General features: G+C 31.7%; 17 protein-coding genes, 1 pseudogene and 1 riboswitch. Of the genes and pseudogenes, 11 read left to right on the forward strand and 7 right to left on the reverse strand.

Translation table 11 applies throughout. The features are described 5' to 3' along the window. Window positions 1-3: 3 nt before the first annotated feature. The 5 genes from KA856_RS01790 to KA856_RS01810 form a co-directional block, all read right to left on the reverse strand. Entirely contained in the window at window positions 4-915 is a 912-nt protein-coding gene (locus tag KA856_RS01790) for a pseudouridine-5'-phosphate glycosidase (RefSeq protein ID WP_210138459.1), read from the reverse strand. Then, complete coding sequence (locus tag KA856_RS01795) at window positions 899-2,008, reverse strand: carbohydrate kinase (RefSeq protein ID WP_210138460.1); 1,110 nt, start codon at window positions 2,006-2,008, stop codon at window positions 899-901. Before KA856_RS01795 ends, KA856_RS01790 begins: the two co-directional genes overlap by 17 nt. A gap of 538 nt (window positions 2,009-2,546) precedes the next feature. After that, window positions 2,547-3,365 (reverse strand): hypothetical protein, encoded by an 819-nt coding sequence (locus KA856_RS01800; RefSeq protein ID WP_210138461.1) that lies wholly within the window; start codon window positions 3,363-3,365, stop codon window positions 2,547-2,549. A 320-nt stretch (window positions 3,366-3,685) separates the two neighbouring features. Beyond that, window positions 3,686-4,981, reverse strand: coding sequence for a TcaA second domain-containing protein (locus KA856_RS01805; RefSeq protein ID WP_210138462.1), 1,296 nt, complete (start codon window positions 4,979-4,981; stop codon window positions 3,686-3,688). 14 nt (window positions 4,982-4,995) lie between these two features. Beyond that, a complete protein-coding gene (locus tag KA856_RS01810) occupies window positions 4,996-5,820 on the reverse strand; it encodes a zinc ribbon domain-containing protein (protein ID WP_210138463.1) in 825 nt (274 codons plus the stop codon). 283 nt (window positions 5,821-6,103) lie between these two features. Between KA856_RS01810 and KA856_RS01815 the strand changes: the two genes are divergently transcribed. The 5 genes and pseudogenes from KA856_RS01815 (at window position 6,104) to KA856_RS01835 (ending at window position 11,437) form a co-directional block, all read left to right on the forward strand. Continuing rightward, window positions 6,104-7,000 (forward strand): DUF7916 family protein, encoded by an 897-nt coding sequence (locus KA856_RS01815; RefSeq protein ID WP_210138464.1) that lies wholly within the window; start codon window positions 6,104-6,106, stop codon window positions 6,998-7,000. Window positions 7,001-7,373: 373 nt separating this feature from the next. Then, window positions 7,374-9,314, forward strand: a complete 1,941-nt coding sequence (locus KA856_RS01820; RefSeq protein ID WP_210138465.1) for a BglG family transcription antiterminator — start codon at window positions 7,374-7,376, stop codon at window positions 9,312-9,314. Window positions 9,315-9,325: 11 nt separating this feature from the next. Further along, window positions 9,326-9,766 (forward strand): PTS sugar transporter subunit IIA, encoded by a 441-nt coding sequence (locus tag KA856_RS01825; RefSeq protein ID WP_107383530.1) that lies wholly within the window; start codon window positions 9,326-9,328, stop codon window positions 9,764-9,766. A 5-nt stretch (window positions 9,767-9,771) separates the two neighbouring features. Continuing rightward, entirely contained in the window at window positions 9,772-10,056 is a 285-nt protein-coding gene (locus KA856_RS01830; protein ID WP_107383531.1) for a PTS sugar transporter subunit IIB, read from the forward strand. Between the two features lie 22 nt (window positions 10,057-10,078). Further along, window positions 10,079-11,437 (forward strand): annotated as a pseudogene (locus KA856_RS01835) (PTS ascorbate transporter subunit IIC). Window positions 11,438-11,491: 54 nt separating this feature from the next. Here the strand turns inward: KA856_RS01835 and KA856_RS01840 are convergent. Further along, window positions 11,492-12,310, reverse strand: coding sequence for an acyl-CoA thioesterase (locus KA856_RS01840; protein ID WP_107383533.1), 819 nt, complete (start codon window positions 12,308-12,310; stop codon window positions 11,492-11,494). 40 nt (window positions 12,311-12,350) lie between these two features. Then, window positions 12,351-13,268, reverse strand: coding sequence for a 2-dehydropantoate 2-reductase (gene panE, locus KA856_RS01845; protein WP_210138466.1), 918 nt, complete (start codon window positions 13,266-13,268; stop codon window positions 12,351-12,353). Window positions 13,269-13,692: 424 nt separating this feature from the next. Here panE and KA856_RS01850 point away from each other — a divergent pair, with 424 nt between their 5' ends. The 6 genes from KA856_RS01850 (at window position 13,693) to KA856_RS01875 (ending at window position 21,012) form a co-directional block, all read left to right on the forward strand. After that, on the forward strand, window positions 13,693-14,544 hold the full coding sequence (locus KA856_RS01850; protein ID WP_107504508.1) for an NAD-dependent epimerase/dehydratase family protein: 852 nt from the start codon (window positions 13,693-13,695) through the stop codon (window positions 14,542-14,544). A gap of 476 nt (window positions 14,545-15,020) precedes the next feature. Beyond that, window positions 15,021-15,602 carry a TetR/AcrR family transcriptional regulator gene (locus KA856_RS01855; protein WP_210138467.1) on the forward strand — a complete coding sequence of 194 codons (582 nt, stop codon included), beginning with the start codon at window positions 15,021-15,023 and terminating at the stop codon, window positions 15,600-15,602. 13 nt (window positions 15,603-15,615) lie between these two features. Then, window positions 15,616-16,167 (forward strand): hypothetical protein, encoded by a 552-nt coding sequence (locus KA856_RS01860; protein ID WP_210138468.1) that lies wholly within the window; start codon window positions 15,616-15,618, stop codon window positions 16,165-16,167. Window positions 16,168-16,626: 459 nt separating this feature from the next. Then, window positions 16,627-18,093, forward strand: a complete 1,467-nt coding sequence (gene msr(A) / locus KA856_RS01865) for an ABC-F type ribosomal protection protein Msr(A) (RefSeq protein ID WP_210138469.1) — start codon at window positions 16,627-16,629, stop codon at window positions 18,091-18,093. Window positions 18,094-18,555: 462 nt separating this feature from the next. Beyond that, complete coding sequence (locus KA856_RS01870) at window positions 18,556-19,701, forward strand: globin domain-containing protein (RefSeq protein WP_210138470.1); 1,146 nt, start codon at window positions 18,556-18,558, stop codon at window positions 19,699-19,701. Between the two features lie 292 nt (window positions 19,702-19,993). Next, a riboswitch (SAM riboswitch) is annotated at window positions 19,994-20,103 on the forward strand. Window positions 20,104-20,196: 93 nt separating this feature from the next. Beyond that, complete coding sequence (locus KA856_RS01875; protein WP_107385717.1) at window positions 20,197-21,012, forward strand: MetQ/NlpA family ABC transporter substrate-binding protein; 816 nt, start codon at window positions 20,197-20,199, stop codon at window positions 21,010-21,012. Window positions 21,013-21,030 lie beyond the last annotated feature (18 nt).

Here is a 21,030-nt window from a genome sequence, read left to right on the forward strand (position 1 = left end):
CACCTACAATTTATTGAAAGCAACTGCAATTTTAGCTCCAAGTACCGCATTGTTTTCAACTAGTTTGATATTTGTATTTAAACTCTTGCCTTCAGACTTTTCGACAATTTTACTGAGTAAAAATGGCGTAGAATCTTTACCACTAATACCTTGCGCTTCTGCTTCTTTAACTGCTTCTTCAATAAGGCCGTCAATATATGATTTTGGTAGTTCATCTTCTTTCGGAACTGGATTAACGATGACAACACCGCCTTCAATATTTAAATCATTTTTAATTTTACAAATACGTGCGATGTCGTCTGGGTTTTCAGAAGAACTGTTTAATTTAATACCGCTTTGTCTTGTGAAGAATGCTGGTAATTCATCTGTTTGGTAACCAATTACTGGTACACCTTTTGTTTCAAGATATTCCATTGTTTTTGCTAAATCTAGAATAGATTTAGCACCTGCACATATTACTGTTACATTTGTTTTACCTAATTCTTCTAAGTCTGCTGAGATATCCATAGTGTTTTCAACGCCCCTATGTACACCACCAATACCACCAGTTACAAAGAATTGAATTTCTGCTAATTCTGCACTCATCATTGTTGATGCAACAGTAGTTGCGCCAATCTGTTTAGTAGCGAGTACTTCTGCAAAATCACGACGTGAAACTTTTGCGACATTATCACTTTTAGCAAGTAATTCTAGTTCATCATTTTCCAGTCCAATTTTAATCTTTCCATCAATTAATGCAATTGTTGCTGGAATAGCGCCATATTCACGTATGATATTTTCAACAGTCGTAGCCATTTCTACATTTTGCGGGTATGGCATACCATGTGAAATAATTGTTGATTCTAAGGCTACGATGGGCTTCTTGTCTGCTTTAGCTTGTGCTACTTCTGTGGAAAATTCAATATATTGCTTCATTTTTATAGTCCTCCAAATCTCTAAATAATTGTTTTTTATCTAAGTTTTGCCTCACTGTATATTCTGTTTCAATTGTTTTACGAGAATTAATCATGCCTGCTGTCAGTATGCTTTCGGTATCTAGATCATTTAACCAACTGAAAATGACTGCACTAGAGAAAGCGTCACCAGCACCTGTTACGTCAACGACATGCTTAGAAGGTATGACAGGTTTAATTACTTCTTCGTCATTATTTCTAAAAATAAGTTCTTTTACACCGTTTGTAATAACGACATTTGAAACACCCAACTGATTCCATTTCTGTGCAGCTTTACGCAAATCATCAGTGTCTTGTATGTTCATATTTAAATAAGTTTCTGTTTCATCTCTATTAATAATGAGCCAATCGATAGCATGTAACGAATCAGGCATGTTTTTCATTTTTGGGGATGAAACTGGAATCACTATTAATTTAATACTATGTTTTTCTGAATAGGCATATAAAAAATCCATTGCACTTTTTGAAATATTGAGGTCTGCGATGATACATTTTGCTTTTATTAATAAGTGTGTACGCTTAATTAAAAATTCTGGAGTGATATAATCATAGACCTCCATATCTGCTAAGCCATATTCCATATTACCGTCGCTATTGATTAATGCAGTATAGGAACCAGTGTTTGCATTTTCAATTTGTTGAACGTGGTCTAAATTCATGAATGGGGTTGATAATTTGTGAATCATATCCCACTCACTATCATTGCCACTCACAGATAAAAATGCGACTGTTTCTCCCATAAGGCCTAGATTCTCAGCAATGTTGCGCGCAACACCACCTATAGATCTCGTTGAGGTAACAGGATTAGACGTTTCTAATTGTAAGTCGCTATGAACATAAAATTTTCTGTCTAAGTTCGCAGCGCCAATGCACACAATTGGATAATCTTCATTTAAAACATATGCTTTTCCTAAAACATATTCTTTACGAATAAGTCCGGATATAATATTTGCAACTGCTGGCCTAGATAATCCAATGGACTGTGCTAATTCTTGTTGTGAAATGAATGGATTTTCCTGAATACGATTTAAAACTGCTTGTTCATTTTTATTCATATGGCAACCTCCTTTATGCAAAATTAAACTTAAGTTTACAAATTAAACATTTGTTTAAGTTGATAAGATAATAGCATGAATATTCTGAATTGTATGCGCTTACATATAATAGTTCGTAAAATTGTAATATCTATATAACTGCGAAATATCAATTTGAATATGCTACATATTGCTGGAAATCAGGAGTTTTATGGCTTTTTATAATTCGTGTAATTTATTAAATTAGTTTGAATGAAAATTTTTTTCAATTAATAATTGAACTTCAATAATTTTATGTTTGAATTGTGGAAAGTATATTTTAAACATTAATGAAATTAAATAGAAAGGAGGGGGGGTTATAAAAAGATATATATTTAATAGTTTTATAACTAGTAAAAAGCTAGGGGAGCGAGAGATTAAGGTAATAGATAGACATGTCAGACAGCAGGTGAACATAAATAAAAAACTGTCGACAAGGTGAGCCTTTAGTCGACAGTTTTTATTTTGAGAATATCATCTATATTTTATATTTTTTGAAAACACATATTAATTTTACATGCTAACTTTCAGCGTTGTCATTATTTGTTTCTTCATCTTTATTAAACAAAGAAGAAAATTTAGATTTTATATCATCTAGCTTACTATTTACTTTATCCAATTCTTCTTGCATTTTATCAGTATTACCATTATCTTTTTCGGTTTTTGCCTGTTTTAAATCATCTATCGTAGTTTGATATTTATCTGCTAAATGATTTGTTTTATTAGAATCAGCTTCTTGTTTTAAACTATCAATCTTATCTTGTAATGCTTGTAATTTAGAATCTGTTGCTTCATTAGAGTTTGAAATATCTGTTTTTAATGATTGTATATCATCTTTAACTTGATTGTTCTGACGTTCGAAATTGACATTATCGCCTTGAGTATCATTCGATTGATTTTGATTGGCGGTGGATTGTTCACTTGATTCATTTGCAGTTTGTTGATCATCGTTGCCACCATTCATAAAAGTACTAACTGCAAAGATGACAATGATAACTAATAAAACCACCATACCTAAACCTAGCCAAAATTGTTTGCGTTTTGATTTTTTATTTTCTTCTAATAACTGCAACTCACGTTCGCGATCTCGCTGATTGTAGCTTGTTTCTGACTTGTAATCATTGTACTTATTGTCATTATAAGATTCGCTATTTTTTTCAGTACGACGATAGGGATTGTATAAAATCGTTCCGAAGGTATCTTGTTGTTGCTGGTCATTCACAGTATGAATATTTAAATCCGTATTAACGTTCCCATATTTGTCTAACGCAATAATTTTTCCATCATCTTCAATTTTTAAAATTTTAGGATAATCATTGAAAGAGTTATTATTAGCCATTTTTTCACCTTCAAATATATTTAGATATTAATTGCTTACTTTTAAATTACCCAACTCTAGTAGTATAAACATTGCTTGTTTTAATAGTCTTTCATATATATTACTTAATTTTTTTAAATATAACATCATCATTTAGACTGAGGTGATGCATTTGGTGATATTTTGTTTTACTTTAACAAAGATATAAATTAAGGAGTGGGACAGAAATCTTTTTAATAAAATTAGATTTCAATCCCACTCCTTTAAATAGTGTGTTTAAGTAATTATGCAATGTAATGGCCACGTTTCAAGTAACAAGTTGGATTACTATTTGTGGTTTGTTAATATCCTGAATCGACTTCTTCACCGTCTTCGTCATATTCAGTAACGTAACCATCCTCATCAATTTTATAAGAACCTGCTAACTCTCCGTCTTTATCTGTAAAGGAGAATCCCCAACCGTCTCCAGTTTTTTCGGGTTCTTTATAAGTATAATTATCTGTATCCAAAGTACTCCCTTCATAAGATTCAACTTTATCAATAACATTATCACGTGTTACTTTTTCATCAGAATTGGAAGTACTATCATCGTCGTCATCAGAATCTGCTTCTTTTTCAATCATTTTATCTTCATAATCGCTTATTGCATCATCGTCAAATGTTAAAGCTACGTCAATTTCATCTTCATCATCATTTGGACTTGAAACATTTTCTACACTAGATTTGAATTGTTTACCCTCAACTTCAGTGGTAGCATAAACTTCGACTTTTTCATCAGGTGCATAAGGGCCGTAAGTGACAGATTCATATTCATCAAAATCTGATTGTTCATTACCATTTATATAAAGTTTAAGTGAATCGGAATCTGCAAAAGATGAATCGATGCTAACTGTAAAACGTTTTTGTTTGAATTGCAGATCTGCACTATTACTTTCTGACATATCGATATGAATGACACCATCGAATTTTTTGTTATCAACCTTTTGCGTTGCTTTTAAGTCATATATGCCGATTGGAAAATCATCAAGTGTTTTCGTCTTACCTTGTTTTAACTTAACTTGCGTTGTTTTGTCATTAAGTTTGTAAGATAGTGTCGTGTATTCTTCTGAAGTAATAGAAACAGGTTCCTCATTAACATTAAAAATGTAATTTTTAAATATACCCCATTTTTTCCCATCTTCGGTGATATTGATTAGAGAAGTATCGCCAACAGTGACAGTTTGTTCGTTTAATTTGTTTTCTTTGATATTTTTTGCACTACTTTGTAGTTCGTCAGCAACACGATCTACGCTATCGGTTTCGTCAATATATTTATAAATAGCCTTAGCTTCATCTTTAGAAATAGCTTTACCATTTGATTTTAAATGGCTAGCTAGACGATCTGTATCTTTGTTTTTTAAATCTTTAGCAATGGTTTCTGCTTGTTTTGTAGGTGATAGTTGCGCGTCTATTATTTTATAAGCCACAAACAAAGCGATAATAATGACTAATATCACTGCAATAATAATAAATAGAGGCCATTTTGATTTATGGTTAGGTGATTGATTAGTTGCTCTTTGTTGAATAGGCGTCCCACATTGGGTACAAACGCGTTGACCAGGTTTAATTTCAGCACCACAATTACTACAATACTTCATTTGAAACATCCTCCTTAATAACCTGTATTAAAAAATGAACTTAAATCACTTAATGTATTAGAAACAGTACTTTCCACTATAATACGTAAAATGATTCCCAAAATGATGATATAGATGAATATAGAATAAATGACAGGCATACGTATAAGTTGGTTGTGACTATATTTCGTAATTAAATATATTGGTGCAATTAAAGTGAATAATATAGCAATAATGATAAGGAATATTGCAAAACTTGGAACATGAATTGCTAAAAATAGTAAACCAAGTAAAAGTGTAATGACAGATAGGGTGTTAACTAAAACGAAATCTGAAAATACTTTATGTAACGTCGAATTAATATTTAATATTTTGATTAGTGCATAAGTGATTCCAAATAGTACTGCAATTACAATTAATAAGAAAAGTGAAATGTTAAACACAACACTTGCTTTACTTGACATGAAATATGCTACTTCTGCAGGTATCAGTATTGTTAGTAATATGATGGATAAAAGTAATCCCGCTACAATTATACTGAAAAGTGTTTTGTAAGAAAAAAAGTGGGGACTCACAAGTTCTTTATCCGGATGTCTAAAAGCAGTTGAAAAGAACGTTTTAGCTTCATTGAAAATGTCTGAAGAATGCTTTGAAAACTGCTCGGTTTTAGGATTAGACTGTGTTGAATATTGTGTTGATGTTTGTGTTGCATTAGATTGCGTTGAATCTAGTTCAGATGTGTAGTTCGGTTTGTTGTTAGTTCCGTTCGTTGTATTCGTTTGATGAGATAATTTTGTACCACACTCTCCACAAAATAAATCTGATGCTTCAATAGGATTTCCACATTTTGGACACTGCATAAAGCTTCCCCCTTGTAATATGTATATTAAAATATAATATCACATTTATATTTACGACACACTACTGTTTTGAAAATTAACTAAATTAAAATTCAAAAGATTGTAAATGTATATAGAAGTAGTTTTTTATTTAAAAAAGAATAATAATAAGTAGAGGGTGTGTATAATGAAATGTAGAGTAATCCTGTGTAGTTATCACGAAGGAAAAGAACATCATTATTATATAATGTAGTTATAATAAATAAAATGGCAACTAAAGTATATATTAAGGGGTGGAATCCAAATGGTTAAGCGATTATTAAGTAACAATGCTTCAGAACTACTAGCAATGACAGGTGAAGAATTGAAACAGAGTATTAAAGCTAGTGCTGGACGGGTGGTTTTATCTGAAAATATAGTAACAGAAACGCCTGTCGTGCCAGATATTACCAATGCTGAAATAGCGCGTGCGTTTGGTGCCGATTTGATTTTACTAAATGGCTTTGATGCGTTTCATCCAAAAGTGAAAAATATAGAAGAACATGAACAGGTTATAGAAACATTAAAACAATTCGTTGGTAGACCCATTGGCGTGAACTTAGAACCTGTTGATGACGGAACAAATATGTATGATCAACACTTAGAAATTGCAGAAGGACGTCAAGCAAGTCCTGAAACGGTTCAAGTACTTGAAGCATTAGGGGTGAACTTTATATGTATGACAGGAAACCCTGCAACTGGCGTATCTAATAAGAAAATAGTTGAAGCAATACAAAATACAAGAAATCATTTTTCTGGTTTGATTATCGCTGGAAAAATGCATAGTTCAGGTGTAGATGAATCTGTGATTACAAGAGAATATGTAAGGGAATTTCTTGAAGCGGGTGCTGATATTATACTAGTACCTGCAGTGGGTACAGTGCCAGGTTTCGATGAAGCGCAACTTAAAGACATTGTCAAAGAAGTTCATCGTGAAGGGGGACTTGTCATGTCAGCAATTGGTACGAGTCAAGAAAGCGCTGATCCAAGTACTATTAGAGATTTTGCCATTCGAAATAAAATATGTGGTGTGGATATTCAACATATTGGTGATGGTAGTTTCTGTGGTTTAGCACCTGTGGAAAATATATTTGAATTAAGTAAAGCATTGCGTGGAGAAAGACACACGTTGTCAATGATTGCGCGTTCTATTAATCGCTAATAAAATTACAATATATAAATTCTAGTTTTCAAATATTAATTGGTTTATTTTAGATTATTAAATATACCCAAAAGTATTTTATTTGTGGTTAGAACGGTTAAACAGTAATAACTCATTTGAAGTAACTACTTATAAGTTATTGGACATCAAAAAATAAAGATATAGAGGAGAGAATGCAACACATTAACGTTGGATTCTCTTTTTTTATATTTAATCGATATTTTTTATATAAAATGATTATTCAATAAATTATAATTTAAAAAAGTGATTGTTTATGTTAGATGTGCAACTTTTCGGATTATGAGACGAAAGAGATTACACATCTAAAAGTACGAGTAAGCGGTTACAATAAATATGTAAGGAGGTTGCTCATGTGTTAAGCAAGAGACAGCATCATATATTAACATTCTTACTTGAACGTGAAATGTTCATAACCATTCATCATTTAGCTATCCAATTCAATGTTTCAGAAAGGACGATACAGTACGATTTAGAATATATAGAAAGTATGGCACAACGCTTAGATTTAACTATTTCTAGAAATAAAAATGTAGGTATAATGATTAAATCTAAAATGCCCTTGAATGATATTGTTCCAAAATATATGGCGACTTCAATACATTACTCTAAAGAAGAAAGAATACGTTATATCATATTAAAGTTGTTTGAATCTAATACACCAACATCTTCTAAAACGTTGGCCGATATGGTATCCGTTACAAGTAGAACAATCGTTGAAGATCTGAAAAATGTACAAACTTGGTTATCTTCTTATGATTTAAAGTTAGAATATATTAAAAATAAAGGATTTATCATACAAGGTGAGGAAACAAATTACCGCAAAGCATATGCGACACGTGTCCATGAATATTTTCAAAATCATACACATCAAATAGGGCACAAGCTATTTTCGAACAAAGCTTTAGAAACGATTCGATTGACGGTAGTGTCGGTATTATTTGAAGCGGATTATCAGTTAGTACAAAGTGCGATTGATGGATTAATTTATCACATTTTAATTGCAATACATCGAACTAAAGAAAAATTTGTTTTTGAAATACCTGAAATGGAATATAACAAATTGGCAGAAACGGACCATTTTCGTGTGGCATTACTCATAAAAGCATCTTTGGAAGAAAAGCTAGATATTCAATTCCCTAAAAGTGAAGCAGGTTTTATTACCTTACATTTGTTAGGTGCTAAAACTTCAGAGATGAATCAAAAGCACGAAACAATCGATGACTTAGAAATTCTAACCGAACAATTGATAGAACGTATGAGTGGTGACTTAGGTATAGATTTAATTAACGATACTAAATTATTAAATGGTTTAATTGTTCATCTGAGACCAGCTATTCACCGATTAAAATTTGATATGACGCATAACAATCCTCTAGCAGATGAAATCTTACAACAATATCATCACATCGTAGAAAGATTACGCAATCATATTTGGGGCGTTGAAGAGAATTATCATATTTGCTTTAACAAAGATGAGCTTGCATACATTACGTTACACTTTGCTTCAGCGATTGAACGTATTTCTGCAATTACTACAAATGCTATAAAAGTAGTGCTACTTTGCGGTTCTGGTATTGGTACTTCACAATTATTGAGAAGTAGAATGCGCCATATTTATCCTGAACTTGAAATTGTAGATGCTTATTCAATCTACGAAATTGATGAAACATTATTAAAACATGAAGGCGTTGACTATATCATATCAACAGTACCATTTGAACATGCGTCGATACCTATACTTAATGTTTCGCCATTTTTAGATAAAAATGATCGACAACAAATTAACACAATCATCAATAATTCAAGAGAACAATATGTGCATGATATCAAAGGTTTAGGGCCTACTTTGAAAGAAGTCTTACCAGAAAATAGAATTTTAACACAACAACCTTCACTTTATAGAAATGATGCCATTAAGCAAAGTATTGAAACTTTGGTTGATGCTCAAATTGTTGATTGTATTTATGCCGATGAAATTATTGAACAATTAGATGCATTTGGACCTTATATGGTTATAAGTCCACATATTGCTTTAATTCATGCGAAACCAACTCACGTTAAAGGGACAGTAGGTTTTAGTATTACACACTATCAAAAAGGTATTTATTTTGGTCATGAACAATATGATCCTGTTTATATCATTATTACATTAGCAACCGCTCAACCACAAATTCATTTAAATGCCCTGAGACAACTTAGTGAGCTGATTATGGATGACAAAACTAGAAAAATATTACTTTCAGGAAATATTGAAGCAATTATGCACTGTATAAATGAAGTGAGTCAACATTAAGGAGGGAAAAAATGACTTTAGAAATTATATCATCAGACAAAGTGCAAGTACTTGAACAAGTTGAAAGTTGGCGTGAGGCAATTAATATAGCTGCAAGTCCTTTACAGGAACAAGGTTATTTTCAACAAGATTATATTGATGACATGATTCGTAGTGTAGAAAAATTAGGTCCTTATATAGTGATTGCACCAGAAATAGCAATTGCACATGCTCGGCCGAATAATAATGTGAAAAAGATAGGTTTGAGTTTGTTAAAGCTAAATCAACATATTAACTTTTCAGAAGAGGGGCACTATGCTTCATTGGTTTTTGTATTAAGTGCTATTGACAATGAAGGACACTTAGAAGTATTGAGAAGTTTAGCTACGACATTAGGCAATCAACAGACAGTAAAAAATTTATTAAATGCACAAACATCAAGTGAAATTATAAATATATTTAAAGGAGAATGATGACAATGAAAATTTTAGTAGTATGTGGGCACGGATTAGGAAGTAGTTTTATGGTTGAAATGAATGCACAAGAAGCACTTAAAAATTTAAATGCACCATCAGATATAAAAGTTGAACATAGTGATGTTATGAGCGCGAGTCCCGATATGGCAGACTTATTTATTTGTGGGAGAGATTTAGAAGAAAATACCCAAAAATTAGGTGATGTCATTGTATTAGATAATATATTAGATAAAGAAGAATTACAGCAAAAACTAGATGAAAAATTAAAAGATTTAAATATACTTTAATCATTAATAAGGAGGTAAGATTATGAAGCCAATTCTTGATTTTATCGTCGATATTTTAAGTCAACCTGCGATATTAGTTGCCTTAATTGCATTTATTGGATTAATTGTCCAGAAAAAGTCGGCAACTGATATCACATCAGGTACCATAAAGACGATTCTAGGATTTTTAGTTTTAAGTGCGGGTGCTAATGTAGTAACGCAATCATTAGAACCATTTGGCAAGATTTTCCAACATGCTTTTGGTGTACAGGGTGTTGTGCCTAATAATGAAGCGATTATATCAATCGCTTTGGAGCAATATGGTACGACTGCAGCATTAATCATGGTGTTTGGGATAATTGTGAATATCATTATTGCACGCATTACTAACTTGAAATATATTTTCTTAACTGGTCACCATACATTTTATATGGCCGCATTTTTAGCAATATTATTGTCAGTTGGTCATGTGACAGGTACATTAACGGTGATTATTGGAGCAATTATTTTAGGTTTAATTATGACAATACTACCTGCACTAGCATAGCCTACAATGAAAAAAATAACTGGAAATGACCAAGTCGCTTTGGGTCATTTTGGTACATTGAGTTATTGGGCTGCTGGAGAAATAGGTAAATTATTTAAAAGTAAATCAAAGTCGACTGAAGATATCAATTTTCCTAAGGGGTTAAGCTTTTTAAGAGAAAGTACGATTAGTATTTCTTTAACAATGACATTGCTTTACTTTGTAGCATCATTGTTTGCTACACCTACTTTCGTGCACTCAGAAATCAGCGATGGACAAAACTTTATTGTTTTTTCACTTATTCAGGGTGTTACGTTTGCAGCTGGTGTGTTCATTATCTTAACGGGTGTTCGCTTAATTCTTGCAGAAATAGTACCTGCATTTAAAGGTATATCTGAAAAGTTAGTTCCAAATACGAAACCTGCATTAGACTGTCCGATAGTCTTCCCTTATGCACAAAATGCTGTGTTAATTGGCTTCTTTGTCAGCTTTATTGTAGGTGTGATTGGGATGTTCATCTTATTCTTATTTGGTGGTGTCGTGATACTTCCAGGTGTGGTGGCACACTTCTTCTTAGGTGCTACAGCAGGCGTCTTTGGTAACGCACGCGGAGGTATTAGAGGTGCGATTGCTGGATCTGCATTAAATGGATTATTAATCACGTTCTTACCATTATTATTCTTGCCATTCTTAGGTGAATTAGGCGGTGCTGCTACTACATTCTCAGACACAGATTTCTTAGTAGTGGGTGTCGTGCTTGGTAATGTAGCGAAATATATGGGCATCATTGGTATTGTTGGTTTAATTGTTGTTGTCGGTGTGGTGTCAATTTTACTACAAAAACGTTCGAATCAAAAAGCGATGAAAGAACAGTAATTATAAAAAAACCTAGGCTATGCAAAATCATAGGCCAAGGCTTTTTGTATTGTCTTATTCTTTATAATAAACAAGTTGAGTTGTCGTAGCTAATAATTCTCCATCAGAACTCCAAATTTCGCCAGTTTGGTCATAAAAACCATCATTAAAATTATGTGCTCGCGTATGTCCTAATACGTGATTATTGCTGTGCTGTGCTAATGCTACCGTGTCCGAATGAAAGTATACAGTAAGAGAGACTGTACCTATTGGTACAACTTTTTCACGACGGACATATATTCTTGGAAAAAAAGCATCACACATTGAGGCAAGAGATAAATAATCTAACGGTCTATTTGGTTTGTCTTTCATCCATTGTAATGTAACTGAATCTGCATGATTTGACTTAGTGTAAGCTCTAGGTACACCTTTTATTATTTTAATATCATAATGATTCACCCAGGGTGGAACTTCTGTTAATGATAAACTGTCTACATTTTCTGCATTTGGTACTTCTGGCATGTTTAATTCGGTTGAAGACCATGTATCTCTTTTCTTTGCGGTAACTGCAGTCGCTGTAATGACTATATTATGATGTTGGCGCAGTTCGACATACCAATGTTGTGTAGAGCGATTGGTTCTTACTGGATTTGCATTTATGGTAAATGATCCATCTTTGACAGGTGCTGCGTAATTAACAGTAAATGAAACTGGGTTACCAAGACAATCGGAATGTTCTATAACTGCTCGTAATAATGTTGATGCAATCACACCACCAAAAGGGCCAACCATATTGGCATAATCAGAAGAAGTATGTCCATGATAAACGCCAGTTTCTTGTGGTTTTAAGTTTGTTGCGATATCAAAAGGATGTGCGTACGTATTTAATGTCATTTGTATGCCTCCATATAATTTTTAGCTTACGTTTAAGATTTTATTGAAGCATTTCTTTATAAACTTTATGATTTTGATATGAAGCATAAAGCAGTGGTGCATCTAATTGATGTTCTTCGGCTAAATTCAGCAAATAGCCTTGTAAGTGATCGGCTTCAATATTTAAGCCTTTTTCCATATCACGCTGCATGGATGTTTTGAAATGGTAAGATAGCTTAGAAAGTCCTTTCATATATTTATCGACGATTGTTTTATCAATCGGGACTTGGTGGCTTCTCATAATGGACGAAACTTCTTCATATAATGATTTGATAAAATCAGTGCCACCTTCACTATCACGTATTGGTCCGATTGGCGCATGCATCATTGTAGTTACACTTGATAATACTGTAATCATTAGATATTTTTGCCACATACCACGCTCGATATCTGAAGTTAAAATAAATTCAGATTTTGTATTAGCGAAAGTATCCTCTATCAATTTAGCTCTTTCACTATTTGTGCCATCTAATTCTCCAAAGAAAAGTTTATCAAAATCACTTGTTTGTACGACTTCACCAGTGGCATTTAATGAAGTTTCAATGATGCAATAACCACCCATAATTTTATTTTCACCAAAAATAGTTTGTAATTTTGGAATATGTGCAACACCGTTTAACAGCGGAATAATCACTGTATGATCCCCAACAAATGGTTTCAAGTCATCAATTGCTTGGTCAAGATGATATGATTTTGAAGATAGTAAAATCACATCAAATGGTTCAGCATTATCTTCTCTAGTAATCAATTGTGGGGTGAAACTATAATCACCATTGTGGCTATGGATGACTAAGCCATTCCTTTCCAAATAAGATTTTCTTTTCGGCCTTACTAAAAAAGTAACATTTTTATGGTTCTCTGCTAAACGACCACCAAAGTAGCCTCCAATTCCACCTGCTCCTAAGACTAAAATACGCATCTCAAACACTCCTTAATCTATGTAATGATTCATATTGCTATTTATATACCACTAAAAGTTCAAAGTTACGCATCGGAAATGAATGGAAAAATTAAGGGCATTAAATTTTTGATGATCATTTAATGGATTGTCTGGTTAGTTGCAAAATAAGCGATATTCAACGTAGTCCATTGTTTATTGTTAAACGCTCTGTGGGTATATTTAATAAATGAATCATTGAGTGAAAGTGATGATTGTTATATACCAAATTTTTGAAATATAGAACAATGCACATATCATCAATTTGATATTTATAATGAACATGACTTTTAGATGTTTCATAATCTTTTCAAGGTCACGTGTATCGTCACCTTGAAAGGTATATAAAATGCAGTCAAGAAACATAAAAATAACTATTAATTGTGATTAACAAAGGTGGATTATGATGACAAAAGTATTTGTAACTGGTGCTACAGGGCTTATTGGTACGAAATTGACCAAACGATTATTAGAAGAAGGTTATGAAGTAGCTGGATTAACAACGTCTAAAAAGGGTGAAGAAAAACTAGTTAATGCAGGTATTAAAGCATATATTGGTAATGTTTTAGAATATGAAACGATAGAAAATAGTATTGGTGATTTCAAACCAGACATTATTATGAATGAAATTACTGATTTAAAACAAGTTGATATGTCAGCCAACACAAAAGTTAGAATAGAAGGTACAAAAAATCTTGTTGATGCAGCAATTCTGCATGGTGTTGAACATATCCAATCACAAAGCATTGCCTTCGCATATGAAAGTGGTCATGGGTTAGCAACTGAGGATACACCTTTAGATTACGAGTCTAAAGGTGATCGTAAAATTACAGTAGACGGTGTTGATGGATTAGAAAAAGAAACCGCTCGAATAAAAAATTACGTCATTTTACGTTATGGATTATTATATGGTCCAGGTACTTGGTATGGCAAAGATGGCATGATTTATAAGCAATTTATGAATAATGAAATTTCAATCACAGATGGGGTTCAATCATTTATTCATATAGATGATGCGATTGAAACCGCGATACAGGCCTTAAACTTTGATTCGGGTATTTATAATGTAGCAGATGATGATCCTGTAAAAGGCAATGTTTGGGCTGACTGGTATGCTAACTTATTAAACGTAACACCTAATATTAATATAGAAACTGCAGCACCTTTTGAACGCGGTGTGAGCAATGAAAAGTTTAAAATGCAAGGTGGGAAATTAATATATAAAACATGGAAAGTTGGAATGAATCCAATAAACTAGATTTAGATATTTTTTAGAATGTGGCATAAACTAAACATTGGTATGAGATACTATTAATGTATATTTTTATTGTAAAAGTCTTAACACTGATATGGTTAAGGCTTTTTCTATTTCTTAATTAATTACACAACATTGAATAAAACATAGCGTTAAGGTGTCTATTAGGGAGAGCTAAAAGGTTTCATTAAAATCAAAACAATAATGTTGTTTATTATTTATAAATCTGAATAATAAAACGAAAACGCCAATAAATGCACATTAGATTCAAAAGATTTAATTATTATGGAAGATACCAATTATTCTGATATGTATGGTAAAGAACTTTAGGTATCACAAGTTGTAGATAAAATTATACAATAAGCCCTATTTCTTTATAGTGATGGACTTCTCAATAAGGAAATAAAGTGACATTTGTCTGTTTTGATGGTGCAGATTTTATTTAACACACTTGTATTAAAATATGTTAGACTGAGAACATGCCAAAAATAATAAATCATGAAAAGAAGAAAGAACAAATCATTCAATACGCTTTCGATTCAATTGTAGAAAATGGGGTTAAGGGATCTACTGTAAGACAAATTGCGAAATTAGCTGAAATGACACCAGGACAGATTAGATATTATTTTCCAAATCATTCAGAGTTATTAAACGCTGTAATGTCTACAGTGGAACTAAAAATAAGGAGGAGAATTGAAATAATATTTACGTCCGAAAACCTTAATACAATAGACAAAGCAAAAGCAAGTTTATTATCGGTATTACCATTAGATCAAGAGAGATTAGCTGATATGGAAGTATGGATGGCATTTCGATATGACATACATGAATATGGCCAAAGTACACTTGATGATGTGATAGATCAATTATGTAATAGTGTTTTGACATTATTAAAAAACGAGCATTTGTTGAAGGATAATTTGAATATTCATCTTAATTCTATGAAATTACACGCATTAATTGACGGTTTGGCTTTGCATAAATTACTTAACCCAAATGGAATTTCAAACGATGATATTCAAACAATTGTAGATGAAGAAATAGTTAGATTAACGCAATGAAGGAGGACAGCCCATGAATTTTATCGTGTGGCTTATAATTTTTTGTGAAATTGCCTTTTGGGTTGTAATATTACTTGGTTTGGTAACAAGATATATCTTAAAACAACAAAAACTAGGTTTTTTCTTCCTAGCACTTACACCTGTTATAGATTTAATATTGCTTATAACAACAGTAGTAGATCTCATGAATGGTGCAACAGCTGAAATGCCGCATGCTATAGCTGCAGTTTATATTTCAGTATCTCTTGTATTTGGGAAGAGTATGATAAATTGGGCTGATGATAGATTTAGATATTATGTAATGAAACAAGGTCCCAAACCTTATAAACTCGATGGTTTAGCATATTCTAAAAAATATTTTAAAAGTTGGTTGAAACATTTACTTTCTTATATTATAGGTACAGGAATTTTACATTTACTTGTTTATTTAATTAATGATAAAAGTCGTACAGAAGCCATGGATGGTGTTATTCATATTTGGACAATTGCCATTATTATAGACTTAATTATTAGTATTTCATATTTTGTGTGGCCGCCTAGAAAAGAAAAAAATCATAATGAATAAGAAAAGAGAAAACGGCATCACAGCAATGTCCTTATAATATATAATATTTATCACCTTAATAGCATGCCAGTTTCTGTAATCGACTGGACAGTATGTTTAATCGTATTGATGATTGTTCATGAGCCTTATTCTTAGTTAGATATTGTAAAAAGAGTAATGAAATGTTATCTTGATAGTACTTTATTAAGCGAGGAGGATTAAAATGACTGCTTCTATGAGACTGAGATAACCCTTTTTGAATACAAAATTAAATTAATTCAAAAAGGCTTGTCCGCAATACACACTCATAGGGTGACGTATGTCATTTTTTATCCTTTGATAGGAATAATAAGCACTTTTAAATACTAAAACTTCAGTAATAAACTTTAGATATTTGAAAGTGTGATGTGAATGAGACGGGAGTAGCCTGTCTCATTTTTTTGCGTACACGTCCTTTAAATATACAAGGAGTGTATAAAAATGGAAAAATACACAATTAAATTTAACCAAATTAAACATAAGCTGACAGATTTTCGATCCCTTAATATTGAAAATCTTTATGCTTATCAATTTGAAAAAATAGCACTTATTGGAGGTAATGGTACTGGCAAAACCACATTACTAAATATGATTGCTCAAAAAACAAAACCAGAATCTGGAACGGTTGAAACGAATGGCGAAATTCAATATTTTGAACAGCTTAACATGGATGTGGAAAATGATTTTAACACATTAGACGGTAGTTTAATGAGTGAACTCCATATCCCTATGCATACAACCGACAGTATGAGTGGTGGTGAAAAAGCAAAATATAAATTGGCTAATGTCATATCAAATTATAGTCCGATATTACTTTTAGATGAACCTACAAATCACTTGGATAAAATTGGTAAAGATTATCTGAATAATATTTTAAAATATTATTATGGTACTTTAATTATAGTAAGTCATGATAGAGCACTTATAGACCAAATTGCTGACACAATTTGGGATATACAAGAAGATGGCACAATAAGAGTGTTTAAAGGTAATTACACACAGTATCAAAATCAATATGAACAAGAACAGTTAGAACACCAACGTCAATATGAACAGTATATAAGTGAAAAACAAAGATTGTCCCAAGCCAGTAAAGCTAAACGAAATCAAGCGCAACAAATGGGACAAGCATCATCAAAACAAAAAAATAAAAGTATAGCACCAGATCGTTTAAGTGCATCAAAACAAAAAGGCACGGTTGAGAAGGCTGCTCAAAAACAAGCTAAGCATATTGAAAAAAGAATGGAACATTTGGAAGAAGTTGAAAAACCACAAAGTTATCATGAATTCAATTTTCCACAAAAAAAAATTTATGATATCTATAATAATTATCCAATCATTGCACAAAATCTAACATTGATTAAAGGAAGTCAAAAACTGCTAACACAAGTACGTTTCCAAATACCATATGGCAAAAATATAGCACTCGTAGGTGCAAATGGTGTAGGTAAGACAACTTTGCTTGAAGCTATTTACCACCAAAAAGAGGGGATCGATTGTTCTCCTAAAGTGCAAATGGCATACTATCGTCAACTTGCTTATGAAGACATGCGTGACGTTTCATTGTTGCAATATTTAATGGATGAAACGGATTCATCAGAATCATTCAGTAGGGCTATTTTAAATAACTTGGGTTTAAATGAAGCACTTGAGCGTTCTTGTAATGTTTTGAGTGGTGGGGAAAGAACGAAATTATCGTTAGCAGTATTATTTTCAACGAAAGCGAATATGTTAATTTTAGATGAACCAACTAATTTTTTAGACATTAAAACTTTAGAAGCATTAGAAGTGTTTATGAATAAATACCCAGGAATTATCTTATTTACCTCACATGATACAAGATTTGTTGAACATGTGTCAGATAAAAAATGGGAGCTAACAGAACAATTTATTTATGATATAACTTAAAAACTAAAGCCAAAGAAAAATGACTTTTTAAGTCATTCTTTTAAAACAACTGTTTGTATAAGTTGTCCATTTTTAGCACAAAATAACTAGGTCATAGTACTGTTATTTTGTGCTATTTTTTATTTTTAAAGTATTTTTTAGAGCTTTTTTATCATAATTTTTTGAAGGGCAATATCATATATTTAACAATCTAAATTAGTTTCTTCTTTAGAAATACCATTAGGCCCAATGCTATCTGTTAATATACAAATACTAGAACCGCAAATACGCTCTAATTTTATAGTCATAACATTCTTTTCTAAACACTTGATTTTACAAAAATGATATAAATAGTATGCTAAATATAGGTTTCATTAATATCTTAAAATGATAATAAATATGTTAGTAATTTATTTGAATAAGGTGATTTAATATAATTATTTTGTCTTAAACTATCTTAAATTACTATTATGGAGAGATTTCATGTTAACGAATAAAGAAATCAAAATAATTAAAGAAACAGTGCCACTTCTAAAAGACGAGGGACAAAATATTACTTCTATTTTTTATAAAAGGTTATTTGAAGAGCATCCAGAATTGAAAAATGTATTTAACCAAACGAACCAGAAAAAAGGTTTACAATCTTCAGCACTAGCTATGGCTGTTTTAGCTGCAGCTGATAATATTGATGATTTATCTCCAATTGTTCCGGTTATCATGCCAGTGGTCTACAAACATTGTGCGTTACAAGTTCAACCTGAGCATTATCCGATTGTAGGTGAAAATTTAATTTGGGCGATTCAAGAAGTAACTGGATTGACTGATGATAGTGAAATTATTCAAACATGGATTAAAGCTTATCAAGCAATCGCAGACGCATTTATTGGCTTAGAAAAAGAAGTTTATAGCCAAATGGCTTGGGAAGGATTTAAACCGTTTGAAGTCACTGATATTCAAAAAGAAACAGAAATTATTAAATCATTCACGATTCAATCAGAGGATATTGATTTAAGTCAATTCACACCAGGTCAGTATATTACTGTAAATATTTCAAACAAGAAATTACCTTATCAGGCTAAAAGACATTATTCCATTGTAGATGGAAATCGTGATTATTTAACATTTGGTGTAAGAAAAGATTTTACAGAAGAACATGAAGGTGAAGTTTCAACGATTTTACATGACGAAGTTAAAATTGGAGATACATTAGAGTTATCTGCACCAGTAGGTGGTTTTGGTTTAGTAAATAAAGATAAAAAACAATTATTCTTAGGTTCTGGCGTAGGTGTAACACCACTTGTTTCAATGTATAGAGAAGCTGTTGAATCTAATTTATCTGCTACATTTATTCAGGTAACTTCAGATAGCGATAATATTGCTTTTGAAGATACAATTAAATCAATTAACGCAAAATCAGAGAAAAGTATATTCCATGCTCATTTACGTGATGAGGATGGTTATATAGAAAAAAAAGATTTAGAGGCATATCTTGATGATGAAACAGAAATTTATATTTGTGGTGGAAGTTCATTCTTAAATTCAATGATGTTAAATCTACAAGCGCTTGAAATTCCAGAAGAACGTATTCATTTTGAAACATTTGTTCCAAGATTAAGTTTTTCTGTATAAGAATATAATATTTTGAAAATCATATTTGATGATGATTAGAAAAGATTATAAAAAACGTCAATTTCTAATGGAATTGACGTTTTTTTATTATGTTTAGTAATTTTAAAAGTCCTTATAGTTTAAGTAACTGAGTTGCTATATGTTACTACTTTTAGTGTAAATGTATTCGTTTCACATGGAACAATTTTATTAATATTAGATTAATCATTAATAAATTAGAATTTTCTAAAATTTCATTGACTAAACATGAGTGGAATGCTAGGATTAATACAACTCAAATACATATGATTTACTCTTATTTAGAGAGGCGGAGGGACGTGCCCGATGAAGCCCAGCAACCATCGTTTAACGAAATGGTGCTAATTCACAGAAAGTAACAATGATTACTTTCGAAGATAAGAGAAGGTGCATACTTTCTCTTTATTTTATTAAGAGAAAGTATTTTTTTACATAATGAGTGAATTTTATTTTTAGATAAAGTTAAGGAGAGATGTTATGAAAAAGGTCATTAGTTTAACTGTTTTAGTATGTTTTGCTGTAATACTTGTAGCTTGTGGTTCGTCCAAAGATAAAGAGAATAAGAAGATTACAATTGCTACATCACCTGCACCTCATGGTGAAGTTCTGAAACATGCGAAAGAGGAAATGAAGAAAAAAGGTTATGATTTAGAAATTAAAGTTGTTAATGATTATAAAGTACCCAATAAACTCTTAGATAAAGGTGACGTGGACGCAAACTTCTTTCAACATGTGCCTTATTTAAAGGCTGAAAGAGAAGACCATAATTATAATATTGAAGAAGTAGGGAAAGTATTTACGACACCAATGGGTGTATACAGTAAAAAATATAAAGATATCAAAGACATCCCGAATGGTTCTACAATTTATGTTTCTAATAATCCAGCTGAAGAAGGACGTTTCTTATCATTTTTCGTAGATAAAGGGTTAATAAAAATTAAAAAAGGTGTCAAAATTGAAGATGCCAAATTTGAAGATATTGTAGAAAACAAAAAGAATCTCAAGTTTAACAATAAACAAGGGGCAGAATTTTTACCTAAAACTTATAAAAGTAAAGAAGGCGCAGCTGTAATCATGAATTCTAATTACGCGATTGATAATGGTTTAACGCCACACAAAGACGCTATTGCAATAGAAGGTAAATCATCACCATTTGCCAATATTGTTGCAGTTCAAAAAGGTCATAAAGATGATAAAAAATATCAAACATTACTAAAAGTTTTACAATCTGAAGATATGAAAAAGTTTATTAAAAAAGAATATAATGAAGATGTTATACCTTATGAAAAATAAAAACATTGATTTATGAAT

This window comes from Staphylococcus sp. GDB9P120P (assembly GCF_017893435.1).
Classification (GTDB): domain Bacteria; phylum Bacillota; class Bacilli; order Staphylococcales; family Staphylococcaceae; genus Staphylococcus; species Staphylococcus cohnii.

Coding starts and splice junctions, on each gene's coding strand:
- KA856_RS01790 (WP_210138459.1), bottom strand. CDS start 915: ATGAAGCAATATATTGAATTTTCCACAGAAGTAGCACAAGCTAAAGCA.
- KA856_RS01795 (WP_210138460.1), bottom strand. CDS start 2,008: ATGAATAAAAATGAACAAGCAGTTTTAAATCGTATTCAGGAAAATCCA.
- KA856_RS01800 (WP_210138461.1), bottom strand. CDS start 3,365: ATGGCTAATAATAACTCTTTCAATGATTATCCTAAAATTTTAAAAATT.
- KA856_RS01805 (WP_210138462.1), bottom strand. CDS start 4,981: ATGAAGTATTGTAGTAATTGTGGTGCTGAAATTAAACCTGGTCAACGC.
- KA856_RS01810 (WP_210138463.1), bottom strand. CDS start 5,820: ATGCAGTGTCCAAAATGTGGAAATCCTATTGAAGCATCAGATTTATTT.
- KA856_RS01815 (WP_210138464.1), top strand. CDS start 6,104: ATGGTTAAGCGATTATTAAGTAACAATGCTTCAGAACTACTAGCAATG.
- KA856_RS01825 (WP_107383530.1), top strand. CDS start 9,326: ATGACTTTAGAAATTATATCATCAGACAAAGTGCAAGTACTTGAACAA.
- KA856_RS01830 (WP_107383531.1), top strand. CDS start 9,772: ATGAAAATTTTAGTAGTATGTGGGCACGGATTAGGAAGTAGTTTTATG.
- KA856_RS01840 (WP_107383533.1), bottom strand. CDS start 12,310: ATGACATTAAATACGTACGCACATCCTTTTGATATCGCAACAAACTTA.
- panE (WP_210138466.1), bottom strand. CDS start 13,268: ATGCGTATTTTAGTCTTAGGAGCAGGTGGAATTGGAGGCTACTTTGGT.
- KA856_RS01850 (WP_107504508.1), top strand. CDS start 13,693: ATGACAAAAGTATTTGTAACTGGTGCTACAGGGCTTATTGGTACGAAA.
- KA856_RS01855 (WP_210138467.1), top strand. CDS start 15,021: ATGCCAAAAATAATAAATCATGAAAAGAAGAAAGAACAAATCATTCAA.
- KA856_RS01860 (WP_210138468.1), top strand. CDS start 15,616: ATGAATTTTATCGTGTGGCTTATAATTTTTTGTGAAATTGCCTTTTGG.
- KA856_RS01870 (WP_210138470.1), top strand. CDS start 18,556: ATGTTAACGAATAAAGAAATCAAAATAATTAAAGAAACAGTGCCACTT.
- KA856_RS01875 (WP_107385717.1), top strand. CDS start 20,197: ATGAAAAAGGTCATTAGTTTAACTGTTTTAGTATGTTTTGCTGTAATA.